Origin of the sequence: Cupriavidus sp. 2TAF22, from assembly GCF_052115045.1 — a bacterium.
In the GTDB taxonomy this organism is placed as follows: Bacteria; Pseudomonadota; Gammaproteobacteria; order Burkholderiales; family Burkholderiaceae; genus Cupriavidus.
In genome coordinates this window covers 210,779-231,188 of the sequence record NZ_JBFRFX010000002.1, presented here as the reverse complement: position 1 = coordinate 231,188, position 20,410 = coordinate 210,779, and the positions used below count along the sequence as shown (strand labels likewise).

Genomic DNA, 20,410 nt, shown 5'->3' with positions numbered 1-20,410 from the left:
GCGAGCCCGGATCGCTCAGGCCACGGCGGGGCGGTGCACGGCGCGCGTGCCCGGCTGCTTCACATAGCGTGCCACCGACAGGTCGTCGGCGCGAATGGCGGGCGAGGTACCGGACACCAGGTCCGACAGCAGCTTGCCCGAGCCGCAGGCCATGGTCCAGCCCAGCGTGCCGTGCCCGGTATTGAGCCACAGGCCCTTGAGCGGAGTCGGGCCGACGATGGGGGTGCCATCCGGCGTCATCGGGCGCAGGCCGGTCCAGAACGTGGCGCGGCTGACATCGCCGGCGCCGGGGAACAGGTCGGTCACCACATGCTCCAGCGTGCGGCGCTTGGACGGGTCCAGCGAACGGTCATAGCCGACGATCTGGGCCATGCCGCCCACGCGGATACGGTCGTCGAAGCGCGTAATGGCAACCTTGTAGGTTTCGTCGAGCACCGTCGACACCGGGCTGCGGGTTGCATCGGTCATCGGCACGGTGATCGAGAAGCCCTTGAGCGGGTAGACCGGCAGGTTCGAGAGGCCCGGCAGGAAGTTCTTCACGAAGGGCGTCGACCAGCTGCCCAGCGCTACCACCACCAGGTCCGCCATCACGGGCTGGCCACCCACCATGGCGCCGGTGACCGCGTCGCCCTTGGTGAGCAGGCCGTCGATGGAGCGGTTGTAGTGGAACTGCACGCCCAGGCTCTCGGCCATGGCCGCGAGTTGCGTGGTGAAGAGCTGGCAGTCGCCGGTTTCGTCATTGGGGAGCCGCAGGCCGCCGCTCAGCTTTTGGCTGACGGCGGCAAGGGCCGGTTCGCTGGCGGCGAGGTCCTCGCGCGATAGCAACTGGTAGGGCACGCCGGCCTGTTCGAGCACGGCGATGTCCTTGGCCGCGCCCTCAAGCTGCTCGTCGGTGCGGAAGACCTGCAGCGTGCCTTGCTGGCGTCCTTCGTAGGCAATGCCGGTATCGGCGCGCAGGGCGCGGATGCAGTCGCGGCTGTATTCGGCCAGACGCACCATGCGTTCCTTGTTGATGGCGTAGCGCTCGGCCGAGCAGTTCATCAGCATCTGCCACATCCATTGCAACTGGAACAGGGTGCCGTCCGGACGGATGGAGAGCGGAGCATGCTGCTGGAACATCCACTTGATGGCCTTGAGCGGCACGCCCGGCGCGGCCCAAGGCGAGGCATAGCCCGGGGAGATCTGGCCGGCGTTGGCAAAACTGGTGCCCAGCGCGGGCGCGGCCTCGCGGTCGATCACGGTGACTTCATGGCCGGCGCGGGCCAGATACCAGGCGCTCGTCACGCCAATCACACCACTGCCAAGGACAAGGACGCGCATAGTCGGGGGCTCTCAACCAGAAAGTAAGTCAGATAAAGTATTTATCTCTATACTATTGAAATATGTGCAGTCATAGTTATCGTAATTTTCAGAGAAACAGGATTTACTCATGAGAACAAGTCGTCAGCCCCTGCGCAGCCTGGACCGGCTCGACCGCAAGATCCTGGCGCTGCTCCAGGCCGATGGCCGCATGTCGATGAAGGAGCTTGCGGAAGCCGTGGGGCTGACCATCACGCCCTGCATCGAGCGGGTCAAGCGCATGGAGCGCGACGGGGTCATCATGGGCTACTACGCGCGGCTCAATCCCGCGCTGCTGGGCAGCGGCCTGCTGGTCTTCGTGGAGATCTCGCTCGGCAACAAGTCGGGCAATATGTTCGAGCAGTTCCGCCGCGAGGTATCACGCATTCCCGAGGTGCTCGAATGCCACCTGGTGTCGGGCGACTTCGATTACCTGATCAAGGCGCGCATCCGCGAGATCGGCGAGTACCGCCGCCTGCTCGGCGATATCCTGCTGCAGTTGCCGGGCGCCGCGCAGTCCAAGAGCTATGTGGTGATGGAAGAGATCAAGGAAACGCTGGCGATCGCGGTCGACGAAAAGGCGCCGCTTGCCTGAAGCCGCGGCGCGGTTCAGAACAGTTTCATTTGCGCTGCGGCGCCGTCCCGGGAAAACAGTTCGGTGGTCAGCGCATGGCGCTCGGTATTCAGGCCGAAGCGCCGGCATGCCAGCTTGAAACGCTTGCTCAGGAGTTCGGCAAAGATACCGGTGCCCGTCATGCGCACGCCGAACCGCGAGTCGTAGGCCTGGCCGCCGCGCATTTGCGCCACCAGGCTTTCGACGTGCTTCGCGCGCAGCGGATGATAGGTGGCCAGCCATTCGGAGAACAATGCCGCCACCTCGCGCGGCAGGCGCAGCAGGGTGTACGCCGCGCTGCGCGCCCCGGCCTTGGCGCAGGCTTCGAGGATGGCCTCCATCCCGGAGTCGGTCAGGCCGGGAATCACGGGCGCCACAATCACGCCGACCGGAATGCCGGCTTCGCGCAGAGCCGCGATCGCGGCCAGGCGGCGCGCCGGTGCGCTGGCACGGGGTTCGAGCGTGCGTGCGATCTCATTGTCGAGCGAGGTGACCGACACATGGACGCGCACCAGGTTCCTGGCCGCCATGCGCTGCAGGATATCGATGTCGCGGGTGACCACGCCCGACTTGGTGATGATGGCCACGGGATGATTGAAGCGCTCCAGCACCTCCAGGATCCCCCGTGTGATTCGCAGGCCCCGCTCGATGGGCTGGTATGGGTCCGTATTGACTCCCAGCGCGATTACCGACGGCGTGTAGCGGCGGCTGCCGAGTTCGGCCTCGAGCAGGGCCGCGGCGTTTTCCTTCGCGTACAGGCGGGTCTCGAAGTCGAGGCCAGGCGAAAGTCCCAGATAGGCATGGCTGGGCCGCGCGTAGCAGTAGATGCATCCATGCTCGCAGCCACGATAGGGGTTGATGGACGCGTGGAAGGGCAGGTCCGGCGACTGGTTGTGCGAGACGATGCGTCTGGCCTTCTCCGTGAAGACAATGGTCTGGATCGGTGGTGTCGTTGGCTCATCGGCGGCTTGCCATTCATCGTCGACGCGCTCGCGGGTCCATGCATCGAACCGGCTGACATCATTCGAGCGCGCAGCCCTGCCTTTTAGCGGGCTGATGGGGTGGGGTCGGTTCGGCACGGGGGCTGTCCTGCATCCAAGGTAATCTGGGTTGATACTGTATATTTATACAGTAGTCGCGCCAAAATACCAAGGCCCGGTCGCACCTGCGCATAGCGGTCCGACAGCCGGACGGAATCGAGGCGTGAACGCAGGCGTGCCGGCAGGAGGCAATGTCTGGGATGGCAGGGCTGAGGCATCGCGGCAGGCGGCGGGGCAGCCTGGCCAGTTCGCGCCGGGGGGCGCTATTGCGCGGGCTCGCTGTCCCAGTAGGGCGGAGAGCCGAAACATGCGGCGAAGAAATCGATGAACGCGCGGGTCTTGGCCGGCACCTGCCGGCGGCTGGGGTAGACCGCCCAGATCGAAACTGCCGGCAGCACGGGATAATCGGTCAGCACGCTGACCAGCGCGCCGCTGCGCAGGTGGGGGCCGACATCCCAGGTCGACTTGAGCGCCAGCCCCATGCCGGCCAGGATGGCATCGCGGATGACCTCGCCGTTGTCCGTGCGCAGGTTTCCGCTCACTGCCACCACGGTCTTGCCGAGCGCCGTGTCGAACTGCCATGAGGCCTGGTCGCTGAGCACCAGGCAATTGTGCTGGCGCAGGTCTTCCGGATGTCGCGGCGTGCCATGCGTGGCAAGGTAGGCAGGCGAGGCGCAGATGGCGCGGTGGCTCGGCGCCAGCGGCCGCGCCACCAGCGACGAATCGGGCAGGGCCCCCATGCGCAGCGCCACGTCGACGCCGGCCTCGACCAGGTCGATCACCTGGTCGGTCAGGCGCAGATCCAGCGACAGTCCCGGATAAGCCGAGAGGAAGGCAGGAATGGCCGGGGAGACATGCTGTCGGCCGAACGAAGCGGGCACCGCGACGCGCAATTGCCCGTGCGGGGCTTCGGCGCCTCGGCCCACCGCTTGCGCCGCGAGGTCGGCGGTGTCGAGCAGTTGCCCGGCATGCTCGAGGAAACGCTGGCCGTCGCCGGTCAGCGAGATGCGCCGCGTGGTCCGGTGCAGAAGCCGCGTCCCCAGTTGCTGCTCGAGTTGCGCGAGCCTGCTGCTGGCCGACGAGGTGGATAGCCCGAGATCGCGCGCCGCGGCCGACAGGTTGCCCAGCGTGGCGGCGCGCACGAAGACGGCGATGTCGAGCAGGTCGAAGTGCATTGGCGCCGGAATGGCTGCGCCGTGCGCTTATTGCGAGAGGGCGCGGGCCGCCTCGACCTGGGATTCGAAGAAGGTCTGGAAGCTGATGGCGAGGCCGGCCATCAGCAGCCCGGTGCCGATCAGCAGTGACAGGATGACCAGGATCACGACTGGCCAGCCGGAGCGCGTCGGCTTGCCGTGCGGGTTGAAGCGGGCGTCCCATTTGTCGTCCGGACGCAGCCCGTACACGATGGCCGTGAGGAAGGCTGCGATCACCGACGTGCCGCCGGCCACCGCGAAGGTCCAGTTCAGCGCCGGCGAGCCGGCCCCGGTCTGCATCGACGCCACGCCGATCGCGCCGGCCAGCGTCGCCAGCAGATGGGCCCAGCCGAACTTGTCGCGCAACCCGCCCAGGTAGAAGCGGTGAAGCCCCAGGCTGCCGAACAGGAAGGCCAGTGCCACCGTGATCAGCTTCGATTTTCCGGGGGATGTCGTGACGGTCGCGGCGGCAGATGATGGGGCTTGGGTGGCGGCAGGCATGGGCAGCTACGAAGTGGAGGGCCGGCAAGGCGTGCCGGCACAGGGTCGGGGTGAGGGCCAGGCAGGCTGGCGCCGGCGCTCATTGTACGCCGCTACGCGGCGCGGACAATGCGGCACAGGCGCGCTGCCGCCGTCGCTTGCGAACTGTTTGGATACTGCCCGGGAACCGTGCGAGAGGCGCGACCAAAGCCAAGCCGGGACAGCGCCGCGAGGGGGATGCGAGGGGGATGCGAGAAGTGGATATCGTGCTGGCAGCCTAGCGGCTGCCGTCCCGGCCACGGGCCTGCCAACCCGGGCCCATGCCGGAGCCGCGCTGATCGCCACGCCCGCCATCGGCCTGCGCATTGCGATCGGGGTGGCGGCCGCGTTCGTCTTCGCGTTCCTGGGGGGGCGGCGGGCGGCCGTTCAGGCGGTCGTCCGCGCGGGCGCGCGCTTCCATGCGTTCGATCTGGGCGCGTACATGGTCCTGCCGTTCGGCACGCACGCTTGCCATTTCCCAGCCACCCTGGCTCGGTTGCCCGCGCGCATTGGTCATGTTCCGGCCTTCGGGCCGGTTATGTTGCCAGAACGCGACCTGAGCGTGGCCGGCAGGGCTGAGGCCGATCAGGAAGACGGCCAACAGGATGCCAGCCACCGGGTCGCGCAGGAGATTGCGGGGGAGCATGCGGAATCCCAGTTTCCTGTCGCGCGGTGATGTTATTGGTAGATGGAATCATGGTACGCACGCGCATCCGGCACGCCTATGCAAAAGCCGTTACCGGTGTAACGGATTGTTTCGTCCCCACTGCCGGGGAATTTGCCGCCTGTCGACAGCTGCCGGCGAGGCGCGGGCCGCCTCCGTTTTCATGGCGCGTAGCGGATGCGGTAGATCGCGCCCGCCATGTCGTCGCTGACGAGCAGCGAGCCGTCCGGTGCCACCTGGACATCGACCGGACGGCCCCATGGCTTGTCATTCTGCAGCCAGCCCTGCGCGAAGATTTCCTGGCGCACCACCTGGCCAGCGTCATCCAGCACGATCCTGGCGATGCGGTAGCCGATCCGCTCGCTGCGGTTCCAGCTGCCATGTTCGGCGATAAAGATATTGTTGTGATATTCGGCAGGAAATTGCGCGCCCGTATAGAAACGCATGCCGAGCGCGGCCACATGAGCGCCCAGCCTGGCCACCGGCGGTTCGAATTCCGCGCAGGCGCGCTGCTTGCCGAATTCCGGGTCGGCAATGGTGCCGGCATGGCAGAACGGGTAGCCGAAATGCTGGCCGGCGCGGGTGAGGCGGTTGAGTTCGTCGTCGGGCTGGTCGTCGCCCAGGAAGTCGCGGCCGTTGTCGGTAAACCATAGCTGGCGCGTGGCGGGGTGCCAGTCGAAGCCGACCGAGTTGCGCACGCCCCGCGCCACCACCTGCAGGTCGCTGCCGTCGGGCTTCATCTTCATGATGTTGGCGTAGCGGTTCTCGTCGGGCGCGCAGATATTGCAGGGCGCGCCGACCGGCACGTAGAGATAGCCGTCGGGCCCGAAGGCGATGAATTTCCAGCCGTGGTGGGTTTCGCCGGGAAAGCGGTCGCTCACCACCACCGGCCTGGGCGGGTTGTCCAGCCGGGCTTCCACGTCATCGAGCCGCACGATGCGCGAGGTCGAGGAGGCATACAGCGCGCCGTTCCGGAAGGCGACGCCAACTGGCATGGTCAGGCCCGTGGCCACCGTTCGCACTTGGGGGCTGCCGGCCAGCGGGTTGCTGATGGCGTAGACTTTGCCTTCCCCGCGCGTGCCCACGAACAGCGTGCCGGCCGGCGACATGGTCATGCCGCGCGCCTCCGGCACCGACTGGCTGAGCACTTCGATGCGAAATCCGGGCGGCAGCTTGATCTGGTCGAGCGGCAAGGCCTGCGCTGCGGTGCTGCTGGCGTTAGCGCCAAGGCACGCGCCAGCGGCGAGCACGCCCGCCAGCAGGGCGCGGCAGGCGGGAATGTGGAGGTAGGAACGCATGCGACGCTCTCCTGTCGGGGTTTTCGCCACGATGCCTGTGGCGGTGTGTCGCGTCAATCGCTCTAAGTGTTTGTTTGGCCTCGGGATTTGGTCTATACTCTTGCGTTTCGTGTTCGAACATCAAGTTTTCTGAGGAATCAACCCATGGTCGTAATCCGTCTGGCTCGCGGTGGCAGCAAGAAGCGCCCGTTCTTCAACATCGTCGCTGCTGACTCGCGCAACCGCCGTGATGGCCGTTTCATCGAGCGCATCGGCTTCTACAACCCGCTGGCTTCGGCAAGCGAAGAAGGCCTGCGCCTGGTGCAGGACCGCCTGACCTACTGGACTGGCGTTGGCGCGCAGATGTCGCCGACGGTTGCCCGTCTGGTCAAGCAAAACGCCGCCAAGGCCGCAGCCTGATTGTTGTGACGCGCGTTTCGCGACGCGTGGCAAACGACAAGTGACCGAACGCAAGCAAGGCGCCCCGGCGCGGCGGCCGCTCAATGTGCCGCTCGAACCCTCGGCGCGGCCGCAGGCGGCCCAGCAAAAGCCGAATCTCAAGCCGCAGGGCGCGACCGGGTTGCCGGCCGCGCTGGCCTATACCGACGCGTTGCCGGACGACCTGGTCGAAGTCGGCTATATCGGCGCAGCATACGGGATTCGGGGCTGGGTCAAGATCCAGCCGCATGCCGACGATGCGAGCGCGCTGCTGCACGCGCGCCGCTGGTGGCTGCTCAGGCCGCCGCCGTCCGGCGTGCTGGGTGCGGCTGCCGCCGTGCAGTCCGATGCCTTGTGCGTGAAGATCGCGCAATCCCGCGAGCATAGCGGTACCGTGGTGGCGCAGGCGGTCGGCGTGTCCGATCGCAGTCACTCGGAAGCGCTCAAGGGGCGTCGCGTATGGATCCGCCGCGAGGATTTTCCCGCGCCGGACGAGAACGAGTTTTACTGGGTCGATCTGATCGGCTGCGCCGTGTTCAACGAACAGGGCGAGCTGCTGGGCGAAGTGTCCGGGCTGATCGACAACGGGGCTCACCAGATCCTGCAGGTGGCGCATGCCTTGCCCGACGGCAAGACGGGCGAGCGCCTGGTCCCGTTTGTCGATGCATTCCTGCGCTCGGTCGATATCAAGGCCCGGCGCGTGGTGGTCGACTGGGGGCTGGACTACTGAGCGCCTGGCAACAGGCGCCGAGCCCGACCTGGTGGGCAGGCAAAGGGAGAGGCGGATGCAGTTCGATGTGATCACGCTGTTTCCCGAGATGTTTCGCGCGCTGACCGACTGGGGCATTACCAGCCGGGCGGCGAAGCAGCAGCGTTATGCGCTGCGCACCTGGAATCCGCGCGATTTCACCACCGACAATTACCGTACCATCGACGATCGCCCGTATGGCGGCGGCCCTGGCATGGTCATGCTGGCCAGGCCGCTCGAGGACGCTATCGATGCGGCATGCGCGGCCCAGCAGGCCGCGCGGCCGGAGGCGCAGGCGGTACGGCCGCATGTGGTGCTGATGTCGCCGCAGGGCGCGCCGCTGACGCATGCGAAGGTGATGTCGCTGGCGCAGCGCCCGGGTCTCGTGCTGCTGTGCGGGCGTTACGAGGCCATCGACCAGCGCCTGATCGAGCGGCGCGTGGACGAGGAAATCAGCCTCGGCGATTTCGTGCTGTCGGGCGGCGAACTGCCGGCGATGGCCGTGATCGACGCGGTGGTCAGGCATTTGCCCGGTGTGCTGGGCGATGCGCAGTCGGCGGTCCAGGACAGCTTTGTCAATGGGCTGCTGGATTGCCCGCATTACACGCGGCCTGAAGAGTACGAAGGCGTGCGGGTGCCCGAGATACTGCTCGGGGGTCATCACGCCGAGATCGAGAAGTGGCGGCGCCAGCAGGCGCTGGCGAATACTGCGAAGAAGCGCCCCGACCTGATCGAGGCGGCGCGCAGCGAAGGTTTGCTCAGCCGTGCCGACGAGAAATTCCTGTCGGCGTGGCTGGCGAATGAAGGGCGGGAGTTCGCTCCCGTCAAGTGAAACCCCATCCTCTGCCGGGGCCCGGGCAATGCCCGGGGCATTCAACGCTGGCATGATGGACAAGGAGAAGAAACGATGAACCTCATCGAGCTGATCGAGAAAGACGAAATCGCGCGTCTGACCGCGAACAAGACCATCCCCGCATTTGCGCCCGGCGACACCGTGATCGTCAGCGTGAACGTGGTGGAAGGTAACCGCAAGCGCGTGCAGGCCTACGAAGGCGTCGTGATTGCCAAGCGCAACCGCGGCCTGAACTCGTCCTTCATCGTGCGCAAGATTTCCTCGGGCGAAGGCGTGGAACGTACGTTCCAGCTGTACTCCCCGCTGATCGCCGGTATCGAAGTGAAGCGCCGCGGTGACGTCCGTCGCGCCAAGCTGTACTACCTGCGCCAGCGTTCGGGCAAGTCGGCGCGTATCAAGGAAAAGCTGGCATACAAGGCAGCCCCCGCCAAGGCAGCGGCCGCCCAGTAAGCTGGTTGCCGTGGCCGGTTCCGCCGGCCATGGCTGCGCAAAAAGGGCACCTTCGGGTGCCCTTTTTGCATTGCCGCGCAGACTGTCGTGTTGCGATGCGCAAAGACGGCTTTGGCCCGCATCTGTCATACTGCGATCCGATATGCGTCCCGCCTTCGATCCCGAATCCCTCCCCGTCGTTTCCACCGATACCCGCCACCCGGCGCTGCCAGATGTGCGCCTGCGGCCTGATTTCATCCGCCACAGGCTCAAGTCGCCGCCGGCCTGGGCTCCCGAGCTGACTGACGAATCGCGCGCCTACGACCGCAGCAAGGCGCTGCGCGACGCGGCCGTGCTGGTGCCGCTGGTGGAGCGCGAAGACGGGCTGACGGTGCTGCTGACGCAGCGCAACGCCAACCTGAGCGCGCATGCCGGGCAGATCAGCTTTCCCGGCGGGCGCCACGAGGCGTCGGATATCGACCGCGTGGCCACCGCGCTGCGCGAGACGGAAGAAGAGGTGGGGCTGGGGCGCGGCTATGTCGAGGTGCTGGGCGCCTTGCCGGACTACATCACGGGCACCGGCTTCCACGTCAGCCCGGTGGTGGGCCTGGTCCGCGGCGGCTTCACGCTGCGCCCGGATGCGCGCGAGGTGGCGGATGTGTTCGAAGTGCCGCTAGGCTTCCTGATGGATCCTTCGCATCACCAGCAGCGCCTGTTCCGCTGGGTGGACGGCGAGCGGCTTTTCTACGCCATGCCGTTTCCGCGCGAAAACGGCGGTCACCACTTCATCTGGGGCGCGACCGCCGGGATGCTGCGCAACCTCTATCACCTGCTGGCGGCCTGAAGCTGGCTACAGGCCGTGCTGAAGCCGTTTGCGTTCAGGCGGCTGCCTGCCTTTCGGCGATGCAATGCGGGCAGCTCTTGCCCACCACGTAGTGCGGGCCCTGCTGCTCCTCGGCGGTGACCACGGCGCGGCAGGCAAAGCACTGCCTGGGACCGGCCGGTTCCAGGTTCGGATTCAGCGCGGTACGGTAGTCGAAGACGAAGCAGTCGCCTTCGTAGTGGCTGCCGCCCACCTCCTCGAAATACTTCAGGATGCCGCCCTCGAGCTGGTAGACGTGTTCGATGCCGGCTTCCTGCATATGGATGGCGGCCTTCTCGCAGCGGATGCCCCCGGTGCAGAACGACACCACGGTCTTGCCCTCGAGCTCCGCCTTGTGCGCGGCGATGGCGGGCGGGAAGTCGCTGAACTTCGCGATGTCGTAATCCACCGCCTGCGCGAAGGTGCCGACCGCCACTTCGAAATCATTGCGGGTATCGAGCATCACTACCGGGCGGCCAGCATCGTCGTGGCCCTGGTCGAGCCAGCGCTTGAGGTCCACCGGCCGTACCGCCGGCGCGCGCCCGGCCTCGGGGCGGATCAGCGGCATCTTCATGGTGATGATTTCCTTCTTCTCGCGCACCAGCATGCGCTTGAAGGGCTGGGTCTCCGACAGGCTTTCCTTGGGCGCGATGTCGGCGAAGCGCGGGTCGGCGTGCAGCCAGTCCATGAAACCGCCGATGGCGTCGCGGCTGCCCGCCAGGAACATGTTGATGCCCTCCGGCGCGAGCAGGATGGTGCCCTTGAGGTCCAGGGCCTCGCAGCGCGCGCGCATGTCCGGGCGCAAGACCGGGATATCGTCCAGCGTGACGAATTTGTAAGCGGAGATGTTTACGATCTGCATAAATGGCGCGCGCCCGGCCCGCGCCTTGTGACCGCGCGGTAACTGCCTGATTGGAAAGGCGAAATTATAGCGCCTCAAAGGCCGCGCGCCGGCTTTTTCCCAGCGCGGGGGTCAAGCTTGCGCGCGCGGCGCCCGCGCAAAGAACGCAGGCGCAGGCATGCCGAGCCGGTACAATCACGCCCATGTCTGCACCTCGCTTCGTTCATCTCCGCCTCCACTCCGAATACTCCGTCGTCGACGGGATCGTGCGCCTCGACGACGCCGTCAAGGCCGCGGCGGCCGACGGCATGGGCGCGCTCGCCCTGACCGACCTGGCCAACGCCTTCGGCCTGATCCGCTTCTACAAGGAAGCGCGCGGCGGCGGCGTCAAGCCGGTGGTCGGCGCCGACGTCTGGCTCACCAACGCTGAAGACCGCGACAAGCCCGCGCGGCTGCTCCTGCTGGTGCAGGACCGGCGCGGCTACCTCAACCTGTGCATGCTGCTGTCGCGCGCCTGGCTGTCCAACCAGCACCGCGGCCGCGCCGAGATCGAGCCAGGCTGGTTCGATGAAGCCGGCGAAGAGGGCCTGCCGCTGGCCACCGGCCTGATCGCACTGTCCGGTGCCATGGGCGGCGACGTCGGCATGGCGCTGGCCAACGGCAACGACGCCGCGGCCGAGCGCGCCGCCGCGCACTGGGCCAAGGTGTTCCCGCAGCGCTTCTATATCGAGCTGCAGCGGGCCGGCCAGCCCGGCACCGACTCCTATGTGCAGCAGGCGGTGCAGCTTGCCGCCAGGATGCGCCTGCCCGTGGTGGCCACGCATCCGGTGCAGTTCATGACGCCCGACGATTTCACCGCGCACGAAGCCCGCACCTGCATCGCCGAAGGCGAGCTGCTGGCCAACCCGCGGCGCACGCGGCGCTTCACCACCGACCAGTACTTCAAGACGCAGGACGAGATGTGCGCGCTGTTCGCCGACATCCCCTCCGCGCTGGAAAATGCGGTGCAGATCGCGCGCCGCTGCAACCTCACGCTCGAACTCGGCAAGCCGCGCCTGCCGCTGTTCCCCACGCCGGACGGCATGTCGCTCGACGACTACCTGGTCCAGCTGGCCAAGGAAGGCCTGGAAAAGCGCATGGAGGTGCTGTTTCCCGACGAAGCCGAGCGCGAGGCCAGGCGGCCCGAATACTACGCGCGGCTGGAGTTCGAGACCGGCACCATCATCAAGATGGGCTTTCCCGGCTACTTCCTGATCGTGGCGGACTTTATCAACTGGGCCAAGAACAACGGCGTGCCGGTGGGCCCGGGGCGGGGCTCCGGCGCCGGCTCGCTGGTGGCCTATGCGCTCGGCATCACCGACCTGGACCCGCTCAAGTACGCGCTGCTGTTCGAGCGTTTCCTGAACCCGGAACGGGTCTCGATGCCCGACTTCGACATCGACTTCTGCCAGCACGGGCGCGATCGCGTGATCACCTACGTGAAGGAGAAGTACGGCAAGGACGCGGTCTCGCAGATCGCCACCTTCGGCACCATGGCGGCCAAGGCCGCCGTGCGCGACGTGGGCCGCGTGCTGGACCTCGGCTACGGCTTCGTCGACGGCATCGCCAAGCTGATCCCGTTCAAGCCCGGCAAGCTGGTCACCATCGAGGAAGCCAAGAAAGAAGAGCCGCTGCTGACCGAGCGCGAGAACAACGAAGAAGAAGTGCGCCAGCTGCTGGAGCTGGCCCAGCGCGTCGAAGGCATGACGCGCAACGTCGGCATGCACGCCGGCGGCGTGCTGATCGCCCCCGGCAAGCTCACCGACTTCTGCCCGCTGTACACGCAGGGCGGCCAGAACGACGGCATGAGCGGCGTGGTCAGCCAGTACGACAAGGACGACGTCGAGGCCGCCGGCCTGGTCAAGTTCGACTTCTTGGGCCTGACCACGCTGACCATCCTGGACTGGGCCGAGCGCTATATCCGCCGGCTCGATCCGTCCAAGGCGGACTGGAACTGCAGCCACATCCCGCTCAGCGATGGTCCGGCCTTCGATATCCTCAAGACGGCCAACACGGTGGCGGTGTTCCAGCTGGAAAGCCGCGGCATGCAGGGCATGCTCAAGGACGCCAAGCCCGACCGCTTCGAAGACATCATCGCGCTGGTGGCGCTGTACCGCCCGGGCCCGATGGACCTGATCCCCAGCTTCTGCGCGCGCAAGCACGGGCGCGAGAAGGTGGAATATCCGGACCCGCGCGTCGAGCCGGTGCTCAAGGAGACCTACGGCATCATGGTCTACCAGGAGCAGGTGATGCAGATGGCGCAGATCATCGGCGGCTATTCGCTCGGCGGCGCCGACTTGCTGCGCCGCGCCATGGGCAAGAAGAAGGCCGAGGAAATGGCCCAGCACCGCGAGCTGTTCCGCGCGGGCGCGGCCAAGAACGGCCTTACCGCCGAAAAGGCCGACGATACCTTCGACCTGATGGAAAAGTTCGCGGGCTACGGCTTCAACAAGTCGCACGCGGCCGCCTATGCGCTGCTGGCCTACTACACGGCCTGGCTTAAGGCGCACCATCCGGCCGAATTCATGGCGGCCAATATGTCGCTCGCCATGGACGACACCGACAAGGTCAAGATCCTCTACGAGGACTGCAAGCTCAACAAGCTGAAGGTGCTGCCGCCTGATGTCAACGCCAGCGAGTACCGCTTCGCCCCGACGGACGCCAAGACCATCCGCTACGGCCTCGGCGGCATCAAGGGCTCGGGCCAGGGCGCCATCGAGGACATCCTGCGCGCGCGCGAGGAAAGGCCTTTCGCCGACCTGTTCGATTTCTGCGAGCGCGTCGACCGCCGCCAGGTCAACCGCCGCACCATCGAGGCGCTGATCCGCGCCGGCGCCTTCGACAGCCTCAACGACAACCGCGGCCAGTTGCTGGCTTCGGTGTCGCGGGCGATGGAAGCCGCCGAGCAGAAGGCCGAGTCCGCCAACCAGGTGTCGCTGTTCGACCTCATGGCCGACGCCGGCGAGTCGCACCGCCCCGAACTGGTCGACGAGCCGCGCTGGCCGGCCAAGCGCACGCTGCAGGAAGAAAAGCAGGCGCTCGGCTACTACTTCTCCGGCCACCTGTTCGATGCCTACCGCGACGAGGTCGGCCGCTTCCTCAAGGGCACGCTCGCGGGCCTGGAGAAGGAGGTGCAGGGCAACGGCGGCGGCTACGGGCGCGATGTGCGCGGCAAGGTGATCGCCGGTGTCATCACGGGCATGCGCACCCAGATGACGCAGCGCGGCAAGATGCTGATCGTGTTGCTCGACGACGGTACCGGCCAGGTGGAAATGACCGTGTTCAACGAACTGTTCGATGCCAATCGTCACATGTTCCGCGATGATGAACTGGTGATCGTGCAGGGCAACGCGCGCCACGACACCTTTACCGGCGGTGTGCGTTTCACCGCCGAATCGGTGATGGACCTGGTGGCCGCGCGCGCCAAATATGCCGAGGCTGTGGGGCTGGCCATCAACGGCAATGCCTCCACCGAGCTGCTGCGCGAGCTGCTGACACCCTATCTCGCTACGGTGGCGAACACGCCGGGCCTGCCCGTGCGCGTGAGTTATGCCACCAGCGGCGCGCGTTGCGAGGCGGAGCTGGGGCGGCAGTGGCTGGTCACGCCGTCCGACGATGCGCTTGCCAGTTTCCGCACGGCGCTTTCCGGCGAGAACGTGCGCATGCTGTACGGTTGACCGGCCGCTTCCTGCCCGGTCAGCCAGCCCGTCATTACATGGATCAACCACGCCCCCGCATGGCCAAGCAACGCATCCTTTTTCACCTGACCCACTTCCTGCGCGGCGGCATCGAGACCTCGCTGGTTTCGCTGCTGGCTTCGCTGGACCGGGAGCGCTTCGAGCTGGGATTGACGCTGACCTATCCGACCGAGGCGCTGGAAACGCACTTTCGCGCCATGCTGCCGCCGGACGTCAAGATCCATATCCTGGCGCCGGAGCGCTGGCTGTCGCATTTCCGGCAGATGAAGAAGGCGGGCAAGCTCGGCCCGCTCGGCAAGATCTACGAGGAAGTGCTGCTGCCGCCGCTGCGCAAGCCGCTGGTCAACCGCCGTTTCCGCAGCATCGCGCGCGACTATGACCTGGTGATCGACTACGATATGTCGCTGTCGCGGCTGACCGGCCGCCTGCCTGTGCCCATGATCGGCTACCAGCATTTCAGCGTGGCGCACCTGGAGCGCGAGAACCGCCGCAAGCTGCGCAAGCTGCGGCGCCAGTGCCGCGAGCACTATGACCGCATCGTGGTGCTCAACGACAGCATGCTGGCCGACGCGCGCGCGCTGATCCCCGAGGCCGCGGGCAAGTTCGTCCGGCTCTACAACGCCACCGACCTGGACCGGATCCGTGCGCTCGGCAGCGCGGCGTTCAGTCCGCCCGCGCGTCCCTACATCGTCTCCGTGGGGCGCCTGGAAGAAAGCCAGAAGGATTTCACCACGCTGTTGCGGGCCTACGCCGCGCTGGTCCGTGGCACCGGCCTGTGCGAGCGCCTGGTGCTGGTGGGCGAAGGGGCATCGCGCGCACGGCTGGAAACGCTCGCGCGCGAACTGGGCATCAGCGAACGGGTCACTTTTGCCGGTTTCCAGGCCAATCCCTATGTGTGGATCCGCCATGCGCGGCTGATGGCCTTCAGCTCGAAGATGGAAGGCTTGCCCAATGTACTGCTGGAAGCCATGGCGCTGGGCCAGCTGGTGGCGAGCACCGATTGCCCGGTGGGGCCGCGCGAGATCCTGGCAGATGGCAAGGCCGGCCTGCTGACGCCGGTCGGCGACGTGCACGCGCTGGCCGAGGCGATCCGCCGCGGGCTGGAGGATGCGCCCTTGCGGGCCAGGCTGCTGGCGTTCGCCGCAAGCCATATCGAGCAGATGGGGTTCGGCCCCACCTCGGCGGCCTTCAGCGCGTGCGTGGACGATCTGCTGGGCGCGCCGCACCCGGTGGTGGCCGGGCCTAGTGCTGCGGCTCCTGCTGCTGCGTCTTCTGCCGCAGGTACCACAGCTTGATGTACTTGTAGTAGCTGGCCTGACCGTTCATCAGCGCCACGCCCAGGCCCTGCGCGCCGTCGAGAAATCCGCGGCGCATCAGGTAGGTCCGCAAGAAGGCCCAGACGCCGTGCAGCACTGCGCTGGCCGGCGAGGCGGACTTGCCGCGGGCGAAGCCCTGCTGCGCGCCAAGCGTGGAGTACTGGTCGACCTTGCGCAGCACCTGCGAGAAATCGTCGTAGGTATAGTGCAGCAGCGGCGAGGCCAGTTTTCCTACCGGGCCATCGGCGACCACGCGCTCATGCACCAGGTCGTCGGTAAAGCGGGCACGGCCGCGCCGGAACAACCGTGTGACGTAGTCGGGGTACCAGCCGCCGTGACGGATGAAGCGGCCGCAAAAGCGCGACAGGCGCGGCATTTCGTAGGCATTGGCCTGGCCGGACGCCACCGCCGCCAGGATTTCGTCGCGCAGCTCGGGGGTGACCCGTTCGTCGGCATCGAGGGAGAGGACCCACTCGGTGTCGGCCTTGGAGACAGCCAGGTTTTTTTGCGCGCCGAAGCCCGGCCAGTGCGCGCTTTCGAAGACCTCGGCGCCCAGGCTGCGGGCCAGCTCCACGGTGCCGTCCTGGCTACCCGAATCCACTATAATCGCGCGGTCGCACCAGGACACGCTTTCCAGGCAGGCCCGGATATTGTGTGCCTCGTTTTTTGTAATCAGTACGACTGAGATTTTCATAGGGCTTGTCTATGGTGTTTCGTGCGGGAAAAGTGACCTCCATCGCCAATGCGCTGGTCCTGGCATTCCCGATCCTGCTGCTTTGCGTGCCCAAGGGTGCCGGCATCTTCCTCGCGGGCATCGTGGTGCTCGGGCTGCTGGGCTACCGTGGCATGGGGAGCACATGGGCGCAGTATCGCGCCACGCTCTATCCGCTCGGGCTCGCTATTCTAGCCGCCGTGCTTGTGTTCCTGGCATCGAAGCTCTACTTCGGCGTGCCGTGGAACGTGATCGACAACCCATCCAGGATCCTGCTGCTGCTGCTGACCTGCCTGGTCGTGCTGAGAACCGCGCCCGACCCGCAGCGCATCTGGGGCGGGATCACCGTGGCGCTGGCGGCAAGCCTTGTGCTTGTACTGTTCCAGCGCTGGGTGCTCAACGATCCGCGGCCGTCGGCCTGGACCCAGGCCATTGCCTTCGGCAACATGGTTGCCGCGCTGGGACTGATCGGCTTCGTGCGTCCGGGTGACAACCGCAGGGCGCACCTGATCGCCTGGCTCAACCTGGCACTGGCGGCTGCCGTACTGATCGTCAACGGCACGCGCGGCGCCTGGCTGGCGCTGGCCGTCACGATGGTGCCATTGCTGTTCGTGCGCTACCCGAGCATGAAGCCGGCGAGATTCTTCGGCGCGGTGGCGCTGATCGTCGCGCTGGCCGCGGGGCTATATCTCGTTCCCAATAGCCCGGTCGCGCAGCGGGTGGATCTCGTGCGTGGGCAATTGGAGCAGTTCCAGAACGGGAATACCGAGACTTCGGTTGGCGCCCGGCTCAAGACATGGGAACTCGCGGTGGATTCGATCCGGCTGCATCCGTGGCTCGGCGTGGGCATCGGGCAGTTTGCGCGGATCCCCAAGGGCTCGGCCTTCTGCAAGGCCCACAATGCGTCCGACGTCTGCATTCTCGAGCACGCCCACAACGACGTGCTCGAGGCGGCTGCCACCACCGGCATGCCTGGCCTGCTGGCCCTCCTGGGGCTGTTCCTGGTGCCCGGTTTCCTGTTCTGGCGGTTGCTGCGCATCTGCTGCCGCAATGCCAACACCCTTGGCGTGAGCCTGAGCGCTTCCGGCATCGGCGTGGTCCTGGCCAGCCTGATCAGTGGCCTGACGCAGGTGACCATGGCGCACCAGGCAAATATCGTCTTCTATGCGGGCGTCATCGGACTCCTGCTGGGCCTGGCCGCGGTACAAACAAAATATCCCCGCACCGACGGGGCGGAGAAGCTGTGAACGTTCGAGAAAATAATGCCCCGCAAGGCCGCGAGGCCGATACCCTGAAGCGCGTCTGGGCCTATCTGCGCCCGGAGATGCGCATCTTCGTCGTCGCCATCATCGCGATGGCGGTGGTGGCGGGCGCGGAAGGCCTGATCCCGAAGGTCGTCAACGACCTGCTCGACAAGGGGTTCGGCGGCGCCTACGTGGGCAAGCTCTGGCACGTGCCGGCGCTGCTGACCGGGGTGGCGCTGATCCGCGGCGTGGCGCAGTTCGCTTCGGGCTACCTGCTGAGCCTGATCTCCAACCGCGTGTTGCTGAAGATGCGCATGCAGATGTTCGAGCGCATGCTGCATGCGCCGGCGCTGTTCTTCCACCGCAATACCGCGGCCTCGCTGATCAACGCGGTGATCTTCGAGGTCAACCAGGTCATGCAGATCCTGACGGGCGTGCTGATCACGCTGGTGCGCGATTCGCTGACGGTGCTGGCGCTGCTGGTCTACCTGTTCTACACCAACTGGCGGCTGACGCTGGTGGTGGCGGTGATCCTGCCGGTGATCGGCTTCGTCATGTCCAAGGTCAACCGGCGCCTGCGCCGGCTCAACCGTGACCACCAGGCCCTGACCAACAGTGCGGCCTATGTGGTCGAGGAAGCCGTGGGCGGCTACAAGGTGGTCAAGCTGCATGGCGGCGAGCAGTACGAGACCTCGCGCTTCGCCGCCATGGCCGAGCGCCTGCGCGGCTATTCGATGCGCATGGCGGTGGCGGGCGGGCTGAACCAGCCGGTCACGGCCTTCCTGGCGTCGCTGGCGCTGTCGGTGATCCTGACCATCGCGATGATCCAGTCGCAGTCGAACCAGACCACGGTAGGCAGCTTCACCGGCTTCGTGATGGCCATGCTGCTGCTGATCTCGCCGCTCAAGCACCTGACCGACCTCAACCAGCCGCTGCAGCGGGGCCTGACCGCGGCCGAGATGATCTTCGGCCTGATCGACGAGCCGGTCGAGCGCCAGGAAGGCGGCCTGCCGCTGGCGCGCGCGCGCGGCGACCTGGTGTTCGAGAAGGTGAGCTTCCGCTACGGCGACGCGGGCAGGCCGGCGCTGGACAAGGTCGGCTTCCACGTCAGTGCCGGCGAAGTGGTGGCGCTGGTGGGGCCGTCCGGCAGCGGCAAGACCACCCTGGTCAACCTGGTGCCGCGCTTCTTCGATCCGACCGAAGGCCGCATCCTGCTCGACGGGCAGTCGATCGACGTGTTCGCGCTGAAGGACCTGCGCAACCAGATCGCCTTCGTCAGCCAGGACGTGGTGCTGTTCAACGGCACCGTGGCCGCCAATGTCGCCTATGGCGTGCATACGGAGGCGGACATCGATATTGCCCGTGTCGAGCGCGCGCTGGCGGCCGCCTACCTGACCGATATGGTCAAGGGCCTGCCGCAGGGTCTCGAAACCAATATCGGCGACAACGGCATGAAGCTGTCCGGCGGCCAGCGCCAGCGTCTGGCGATCGCGCGCGCGATCTACAAGGACGCGCCGATCCTGATCCTCGACGAGGCGACCTCCGCGCTGGACTCGGAATCGGAGCGCCAGGTCCAGGCCGCGCTGGAGGCCTTGATGGTCGGCCGCACGACGCTGGTGATCGCGCACCGCCTTTCCACCATCGAGAACGCCGACCGCATCGTGGTGCTCGATCACGGGCGCGTGGCGGAGCACGGCAGCCACGAGGAACTGCTGTCGGCCGAGGGGCTGTACGCCGGGCTGCACCGCATCCAGTTCGCCACGCACTAGGCGCGGCGCGCCATTGCGCCGGCCGGGCCGGGAGGCATCCGCCTCCCGCGCCACATCGTTTCGCCGCGGTGCGCGGGTGCGGGCGCCAACTTCGCTAGAATGGCATGCAAACCACAGCGCAGAGGAAGACATGAGCAAGCCCGACGCACCGCCGATCAGCCGCTATCCCGTTCCCGCCCTGGCGGACCTGCCGGAAGATATCCGCGCGCGCATCCTGGAAGTCCAGGACAAGGCTGGCTTCGTGCCCAATGTCTTCCTCACGCTGGCGCACCGGCCCGACGAGTTCCGCGCATTCTTTGCCTACCACGACGCACTGATGCTCAAGGAGGGCGGGCTGAGCAAGGGCGAGCGCGAGATGATCGTGGTGGCGACCTCGGGCGCCAACCAGTGCCTTTACTGCGTGGTGGCACATGGCGCCATCCTGCGCATCTACGAGAAGAAGCCGGCGCTGGCCGACCAGGTCGCGGTCAACTACCGCAAGGCCGACATCACGCCGCGCCAGCGCGCCATGCTGGATTTCGCGCTCAAGGTCTGCCAGGACTCCCGCGATGTCTCCGATGCCGATTTCGCTGCGCTGCGCGATCACGGCTTCAGCGACGAGGACGCCTGGGACATCGCCGCCATCACGGCGTTCTTCGGCCTGTCCAACCGCATGGCCAACACCATCGGCATGCGGCCCAATGACGAGTTCTATCTGATGGGGCGGGTGCCGAAGGCAAAATAGGGACCGTTCACACAGGAGGCCGCGCATGCGCCGCCTCCTGCCCTCGCTGCGTTTTCCACCCGTTCAATCCTCTCTTCCCGCCCGCCCGGCCGG

General features: G+C 66.6%; 19 protein-coding genes. 11 read left to right on the top strand and 8 right to left on the bottom strand.

Annotated features, from left to right (window positions below):
• Positions 1 to 15: 15 nt before the first annotated feature.
• Entirely contained in the window at positions 16 to 1,320 is a 1,305-nt protein-coding gene (locus AB4Z48_RS03635) for a D-amino acid dehydrogenase (RefSeq protein WP_441612503.1), read from the bottom strand.
• A gap of 109 nt (positions 1,321 to 1,429) precedes the next feature.
• Between AB4Z48_RS03635 and AB4Z48_RS03630 the strand changes: the two genes are divergently transcribed.
• The gene (locus AB4Z48_RS03630) at positions 1,430 to 1,933 is read left to right on the top strand and encodes an Lrp/AsnC ligand binding domain-containing protein (RefSeq protein WP_441612502.1); all 504 of its coding nucleotides are present in this window, start codon (positions 1,430 to 1,432) and stop codon (positions 1,931 to 1,933) included.
• Positions 1,934 to 1,947: 14 nt separating this feature from the next.
• Here the strand turns inward: AB4Z48_RS03630 and AB4Z48_RS03625 are convergent, their stop codons facing one another.
• From AB4Z48_RS03625 to AB4Z48_RS03605, 5 genes are all read right to left on the bottom strand, one after another.
• Positions 1,948 to 3,030, bottom strand: coding sequence for a PA0069 family radical SAM protein (locus AB4Z48_RS03625; protein WP_441612501.1), 1,083 nt, complete (start codon positions 3,028 to 3,030; stop codon positions 1,948 to 1,950).
• A gap of 224 nt (positions 3,031 to 3,254) precedes the next feature.
• Positions 3,255 to 4,166 (bottom strand): LysR family transcriptional regulator, encoded by a 912-nt coding sequence (locus AB4Z48_RS03620; RefSeq protein ID WP_441612500.1) that lies wholly within the window; start codon positions 4,164 to 4,166, stop codon positions 3,255 to 3,257.
• Positions 4,167 to 4,193: 27 nt separating this feature from the next.
• Complete coding sequence (locus tag AB4Z48_RS03615; RefSeq protein ID WP_441612499.1) at positions 4,194 to 4,685, bottom strand: TM2 domain-containing protein; 492 nt, start codon at positions 4,683 to 4,685, stop codon at positions 4,194 to 4,196.
• Between the two features lie 256 nt (positions 4,686 to 4,941).
• Positions 4,942 to 5,349 (bottom strand): hypothetical protein, encoded by a 408-nt coding sequence (locus AB4Z48_RS03610; protein ID WP_441612498.1) that lies wholly within the window; start codon positions 5,347 to 5,349, stop codon positions 4,942 to 4,944.
• A gap of 179 nt (positions 5,350 to 5,528) precedes the next feature.
• Complete coding sequence (locus AB4Z48_RS03605; protein ID WP_441612497.1) at positions 5,529 to 6,665, bottom strand: PQQ-dependent sugar dehydrogenase; 1,137 nt, start codon at positions 6,663 to 6,665, stop codon at positions 5,529 to 5,531.
• 144 nt (positions 6,666 to 6,809) lie between these two features.
• Here AB4Z48_RS03605 and rpsP point away from each other — a divergent pair, with 144 nt between their 5' ends.
• From rpsP to AB4Z48_RS03580, 5 genes are all read left to right on the top strand, one after another.
• Positions 6,810 to 7,064 carry a 30S ribosomal protein S16 gene (gene rpsP / locus AB4Z48_RS03600; RefSeq protein ID WP_441612496.1) on the top strand — a complete coding sequence of 85 codons (255 nt, stop codon included), beginning with the start codon at positions 6,810 to 6,812 and terminating at the stop codon, positions 7,062 to 7,064.
• 160 nt (positions 7,065 to 7,224) lie between these two features.
• A complete protein-coding gene (rimM, locus tag AB4Z48_RS03595; protein WP_441612727.1) occupies positions 7,225 to 7,812 on the top strand; it encodes a ribosome maturation factor RimM in 588 nt (195 codons plus the stop codon).
• A 55-nt stretch (positions 7,813 to 7,867) separates the two neighbouring features.
• Complete coding sequence (trmD, locus tag AB4Z48_RS03590; protein WP_441612495.1) at positions 7,868 to 8,662, top strand: tRNA (guanosine(37)-N1)-methyltransferase TrmD; 795 nt, start codon at positions 7,868 to 7,870, stop codon at positions 8,660 to 8,662.
• Between the two features lie 75 nt (positions 8,663 to 8,737).
• A complete protein-coding gene (gene rplS / locus AB4Z48_RS03585; RefSeq protein WP_441612494.1) occupies positions 8,738 to 9,133 on the top strand; it encodes a 50S ribosomal protein L19 in 396 nt (131 codons plus the stop codon).
• A 142-nt stretch (positions 9,134 to 9,275) separates the two neighbouring features.
• On the top strand, positions 9,276 to 9,956 hold the full coding sequence (locus tag AB4Z48_RS03580; protein WP_441612493.1) for a CoA pyrophosphatase: 681 nt from the start codon (positions 9,276 to 9,278) through the stop codon (positions 9,954 to 9,956).
• A gap of 34 nt (positions 9,957 to 9,990) precedes the next feature.
• Here the strand turns inward: AB4Z48_RS03580 and AB4Z48_RS03575 are convergent, their stop codons facing one another.
• The gene (locus AB4Z48_RS03575; RefSeq protein WP_441612491.1) at positions 9,991 to 10,836 is read right to left on the bottom strand and encodes a sulfurtransferase; all 846 of its coding nucleotides are present in this window, start codon (positions 10,834 to 10,836) and stop codon (positions 9,991 to 9,993) included.
• 182 nt (positions 10,837 to 11,018) lie between these two features.
• Here AB4Z48_RS03575 and dnaE point away from each other — a divergent pair, with 182 nt between their 5' ends.
• Together dnaE and AB4Z48_RS03565 are read left to right on the top strand one after the other, a co-directional pair.
• Positions 11,019 to 14,531 (top strand): DNA polymerase III subunit alpha, encoded by a 3,513-nt coding sequence (dnaE, locus tag AB4Z48_RS03570; RefSeq protein WP_441612490.1) that lies wholly within the window; start codon positions 11,019 to 11,021, stop codon positions 14,529 to 14,531.
• Between the two features lie 59 nt (positions 14,532 to 14,590).
• Positions 14,591 to 15,847 (top strand): glycosyltransferase, encoded by a 1,257-nt coding sequence (locus AB4Z48_RS03565; protein WP_441612489.1) that lies wholly within the window; start codon positions 14,591 to 14,593, stop codon positions 15,845 to 15,847.
• On the opposite strand, the gene AB4Z48_RS03560 is transcribed toward AB4Z48_RS03565, so the two are convergent.
• A complete protein-coding gene (locus tag AB4Z48_RS03560; protein WP_441612488.1) occupies positions 15,795 to 16,562 on the bottom strand; it encodes a glycosyltransferase family 2 protein in 768 nt (255 codons plus the stop codon). The genes AB4Z48_RS03565 and AB4Z48_RS03560 overlap by 53 nt on opposite strands.
• A gap of 32 nt (positions 16,563 to 16,594) precedes the next feature.
• Between AB4Z48_RS03560 and AB4Z48_RS03555 the strand changes: the two genes are divergently transcribed.
• The 3 genes from AB4Z48_RS03555 to AB4Z48_RS03545 all read left to right on the top strand — a co-directional run bounded on the left by AB4Z48_RS03555 (position 16,595) and on the right by AB4Z48_RS03545 (position 20,317).
• Positions 16,595 to 17,827 (top strand): O-antigen ligase family protein, encoded by a 1,233-nt coding sequence (locus AB4Z48_RS03555; RefSeq protein WP_441612486.1) that lies wholly within the window; start codon positions 16,595 to 16,597, stop codon positions 17,825 to 17,827.
• Positions 17,824 to 19,593 carry a lipid A export permease/ATP-binding protein MsbA gene (msbA, locus tag AB4Z48_RS03550; protein WP_441612484.1) on the top strand — a complete coding sequence of 590 codons (1,770 nt, stop codon included), beginning with the start codon at positions 17,824 to 17,826 and terminating at the stop codon, positions 19,591 to 19,593. The genes AB4Z48_RS03555 and msbA overlap by 4 nt, the downstream gene beginning before the upstream one ends.
• Positions 19,594 to 19,723: 130 nt before the next feature.
• Positions 19,724 to 20,317 carry a peroxidase-related enzyme gene (locus AB4Z48_RS03545; RefSeq protein ID WP_441612483.1) on the top strand — a complete coding sequence of 198 codons (594 nt, stop codon included), beginning with the start codon at positions 19,724 to 19,726 and terminating at the stop codon, positions 20,315 to 20,317.
• Positions 20,318 to 20,410: the final 93 nt, after the last annotated feature.

Bases quoted from the DNA above. Each gene is read 5' to 3' on its own strand.
- rpsP (WP_441612496.1), top strand. From the start codon at position 6,810: ATGGTCGTAATCCGTCTGGCTCGCGGTGGCAGCAAGAAGCGCCCGTTC.
- AB4Z48_RS03560 (WP_441612488.1), bottom strand. From the start codon at position 16,562: ATGAAAATCTCAGTCGTACTGATTACAAAAAACGAGGCACACAATATC.
- AB4Z48_RS03630 (WP_441612502.1), top strand. From the start codon at position 1,430: ATGAGAACAAGTCGTCAGCCCCTGCGCAGCCTGGACCGGCTCGACCGC.
- AB4Z48_RS03605 (WP_441612497.1), bottom strand. From the start codon at position 6,665: ATGCGTTCCTACCTCCACATTCCCGCCTGCCGCGCCCTGCTGGCGGGC.
- AB4Z48_RS03575 (WP_441612491.1), bottom strand. From the start codon at position 10,836: ATGCAGATCGTAAACATCTCCGCTTACAAATTCGTCACGCTGGACGAT.
- AB4Z48_RS03635 (WP_441612503.1), bottom strand. From the start codon at position 1,320: ATGCGCGTCCTTGTCCTTGGCAGTGGTGTGATTGGCGTGACGAGCGCC.
- dnaE (WP_441612490.1), top strand. From the start codon at position 11,019: ATGTCTGCACCTCGCTTCGTTCATCTCCGCCTCCACTCCGAATACTCC.
- rplS (WP_441612494.1), top strand. From the start codon at position 8,738: ATGAACCTCATCGAGCTGATCGAGAAAGACGAAATCGCGCGTCTGACC.
- trmD (WP_441612495.1), top strand. From the start codon at position 7,868: ATGCAGTTCGATGTGATCACGCTGTTTCCCGAGATGTTTCGCGCGCTG.
- AB4Z48_RS03620 (WP_441612500.1), bottom strand. From the start codon at position 4,166: ATGCACTTCGACCTGCTCGACATCGCCGTCTTCGTGCGCGCCGCCACG.
- AB4Z48_RS03610 (WP_441612498.1), bottom strand. From the start codon at position 5,349: ATGCTCCCCCGCAATCTCCTGCGCGACCCGGTGGCTGGCATCCTGTTG.
- AB4Z48_RS03565 (WP_441612489.1), top strand. From the start codon at position 14,591: ATGGCCAAGCAACGCATCCTTTTTCACCTGACCCACTTCCTGCGCGGC.
- AB4Z48_RS03615 (WP_441612499.1), bottom strand. From the start codon at position 4,685: ATGCCTGCCGCCACCCAAGCCCCATCATCTGCCGCCGCGACCGTCACG.
- AB4Z48_RS03545 (WP_441612483.1), top strand. From the start codon at position 19,724: ATGAGCAAGCCCGACGCACCGCCGATCAGCCGCTATCCCGTTCCCGCC.
- AB4Z48_RS03580 (WP_441612493.1), top strand. From the start codon at position 9,276: ATGCGTCCCGCCTTCGATCCCGAATCCCTCCCCGTCGTTTCCACCGAT.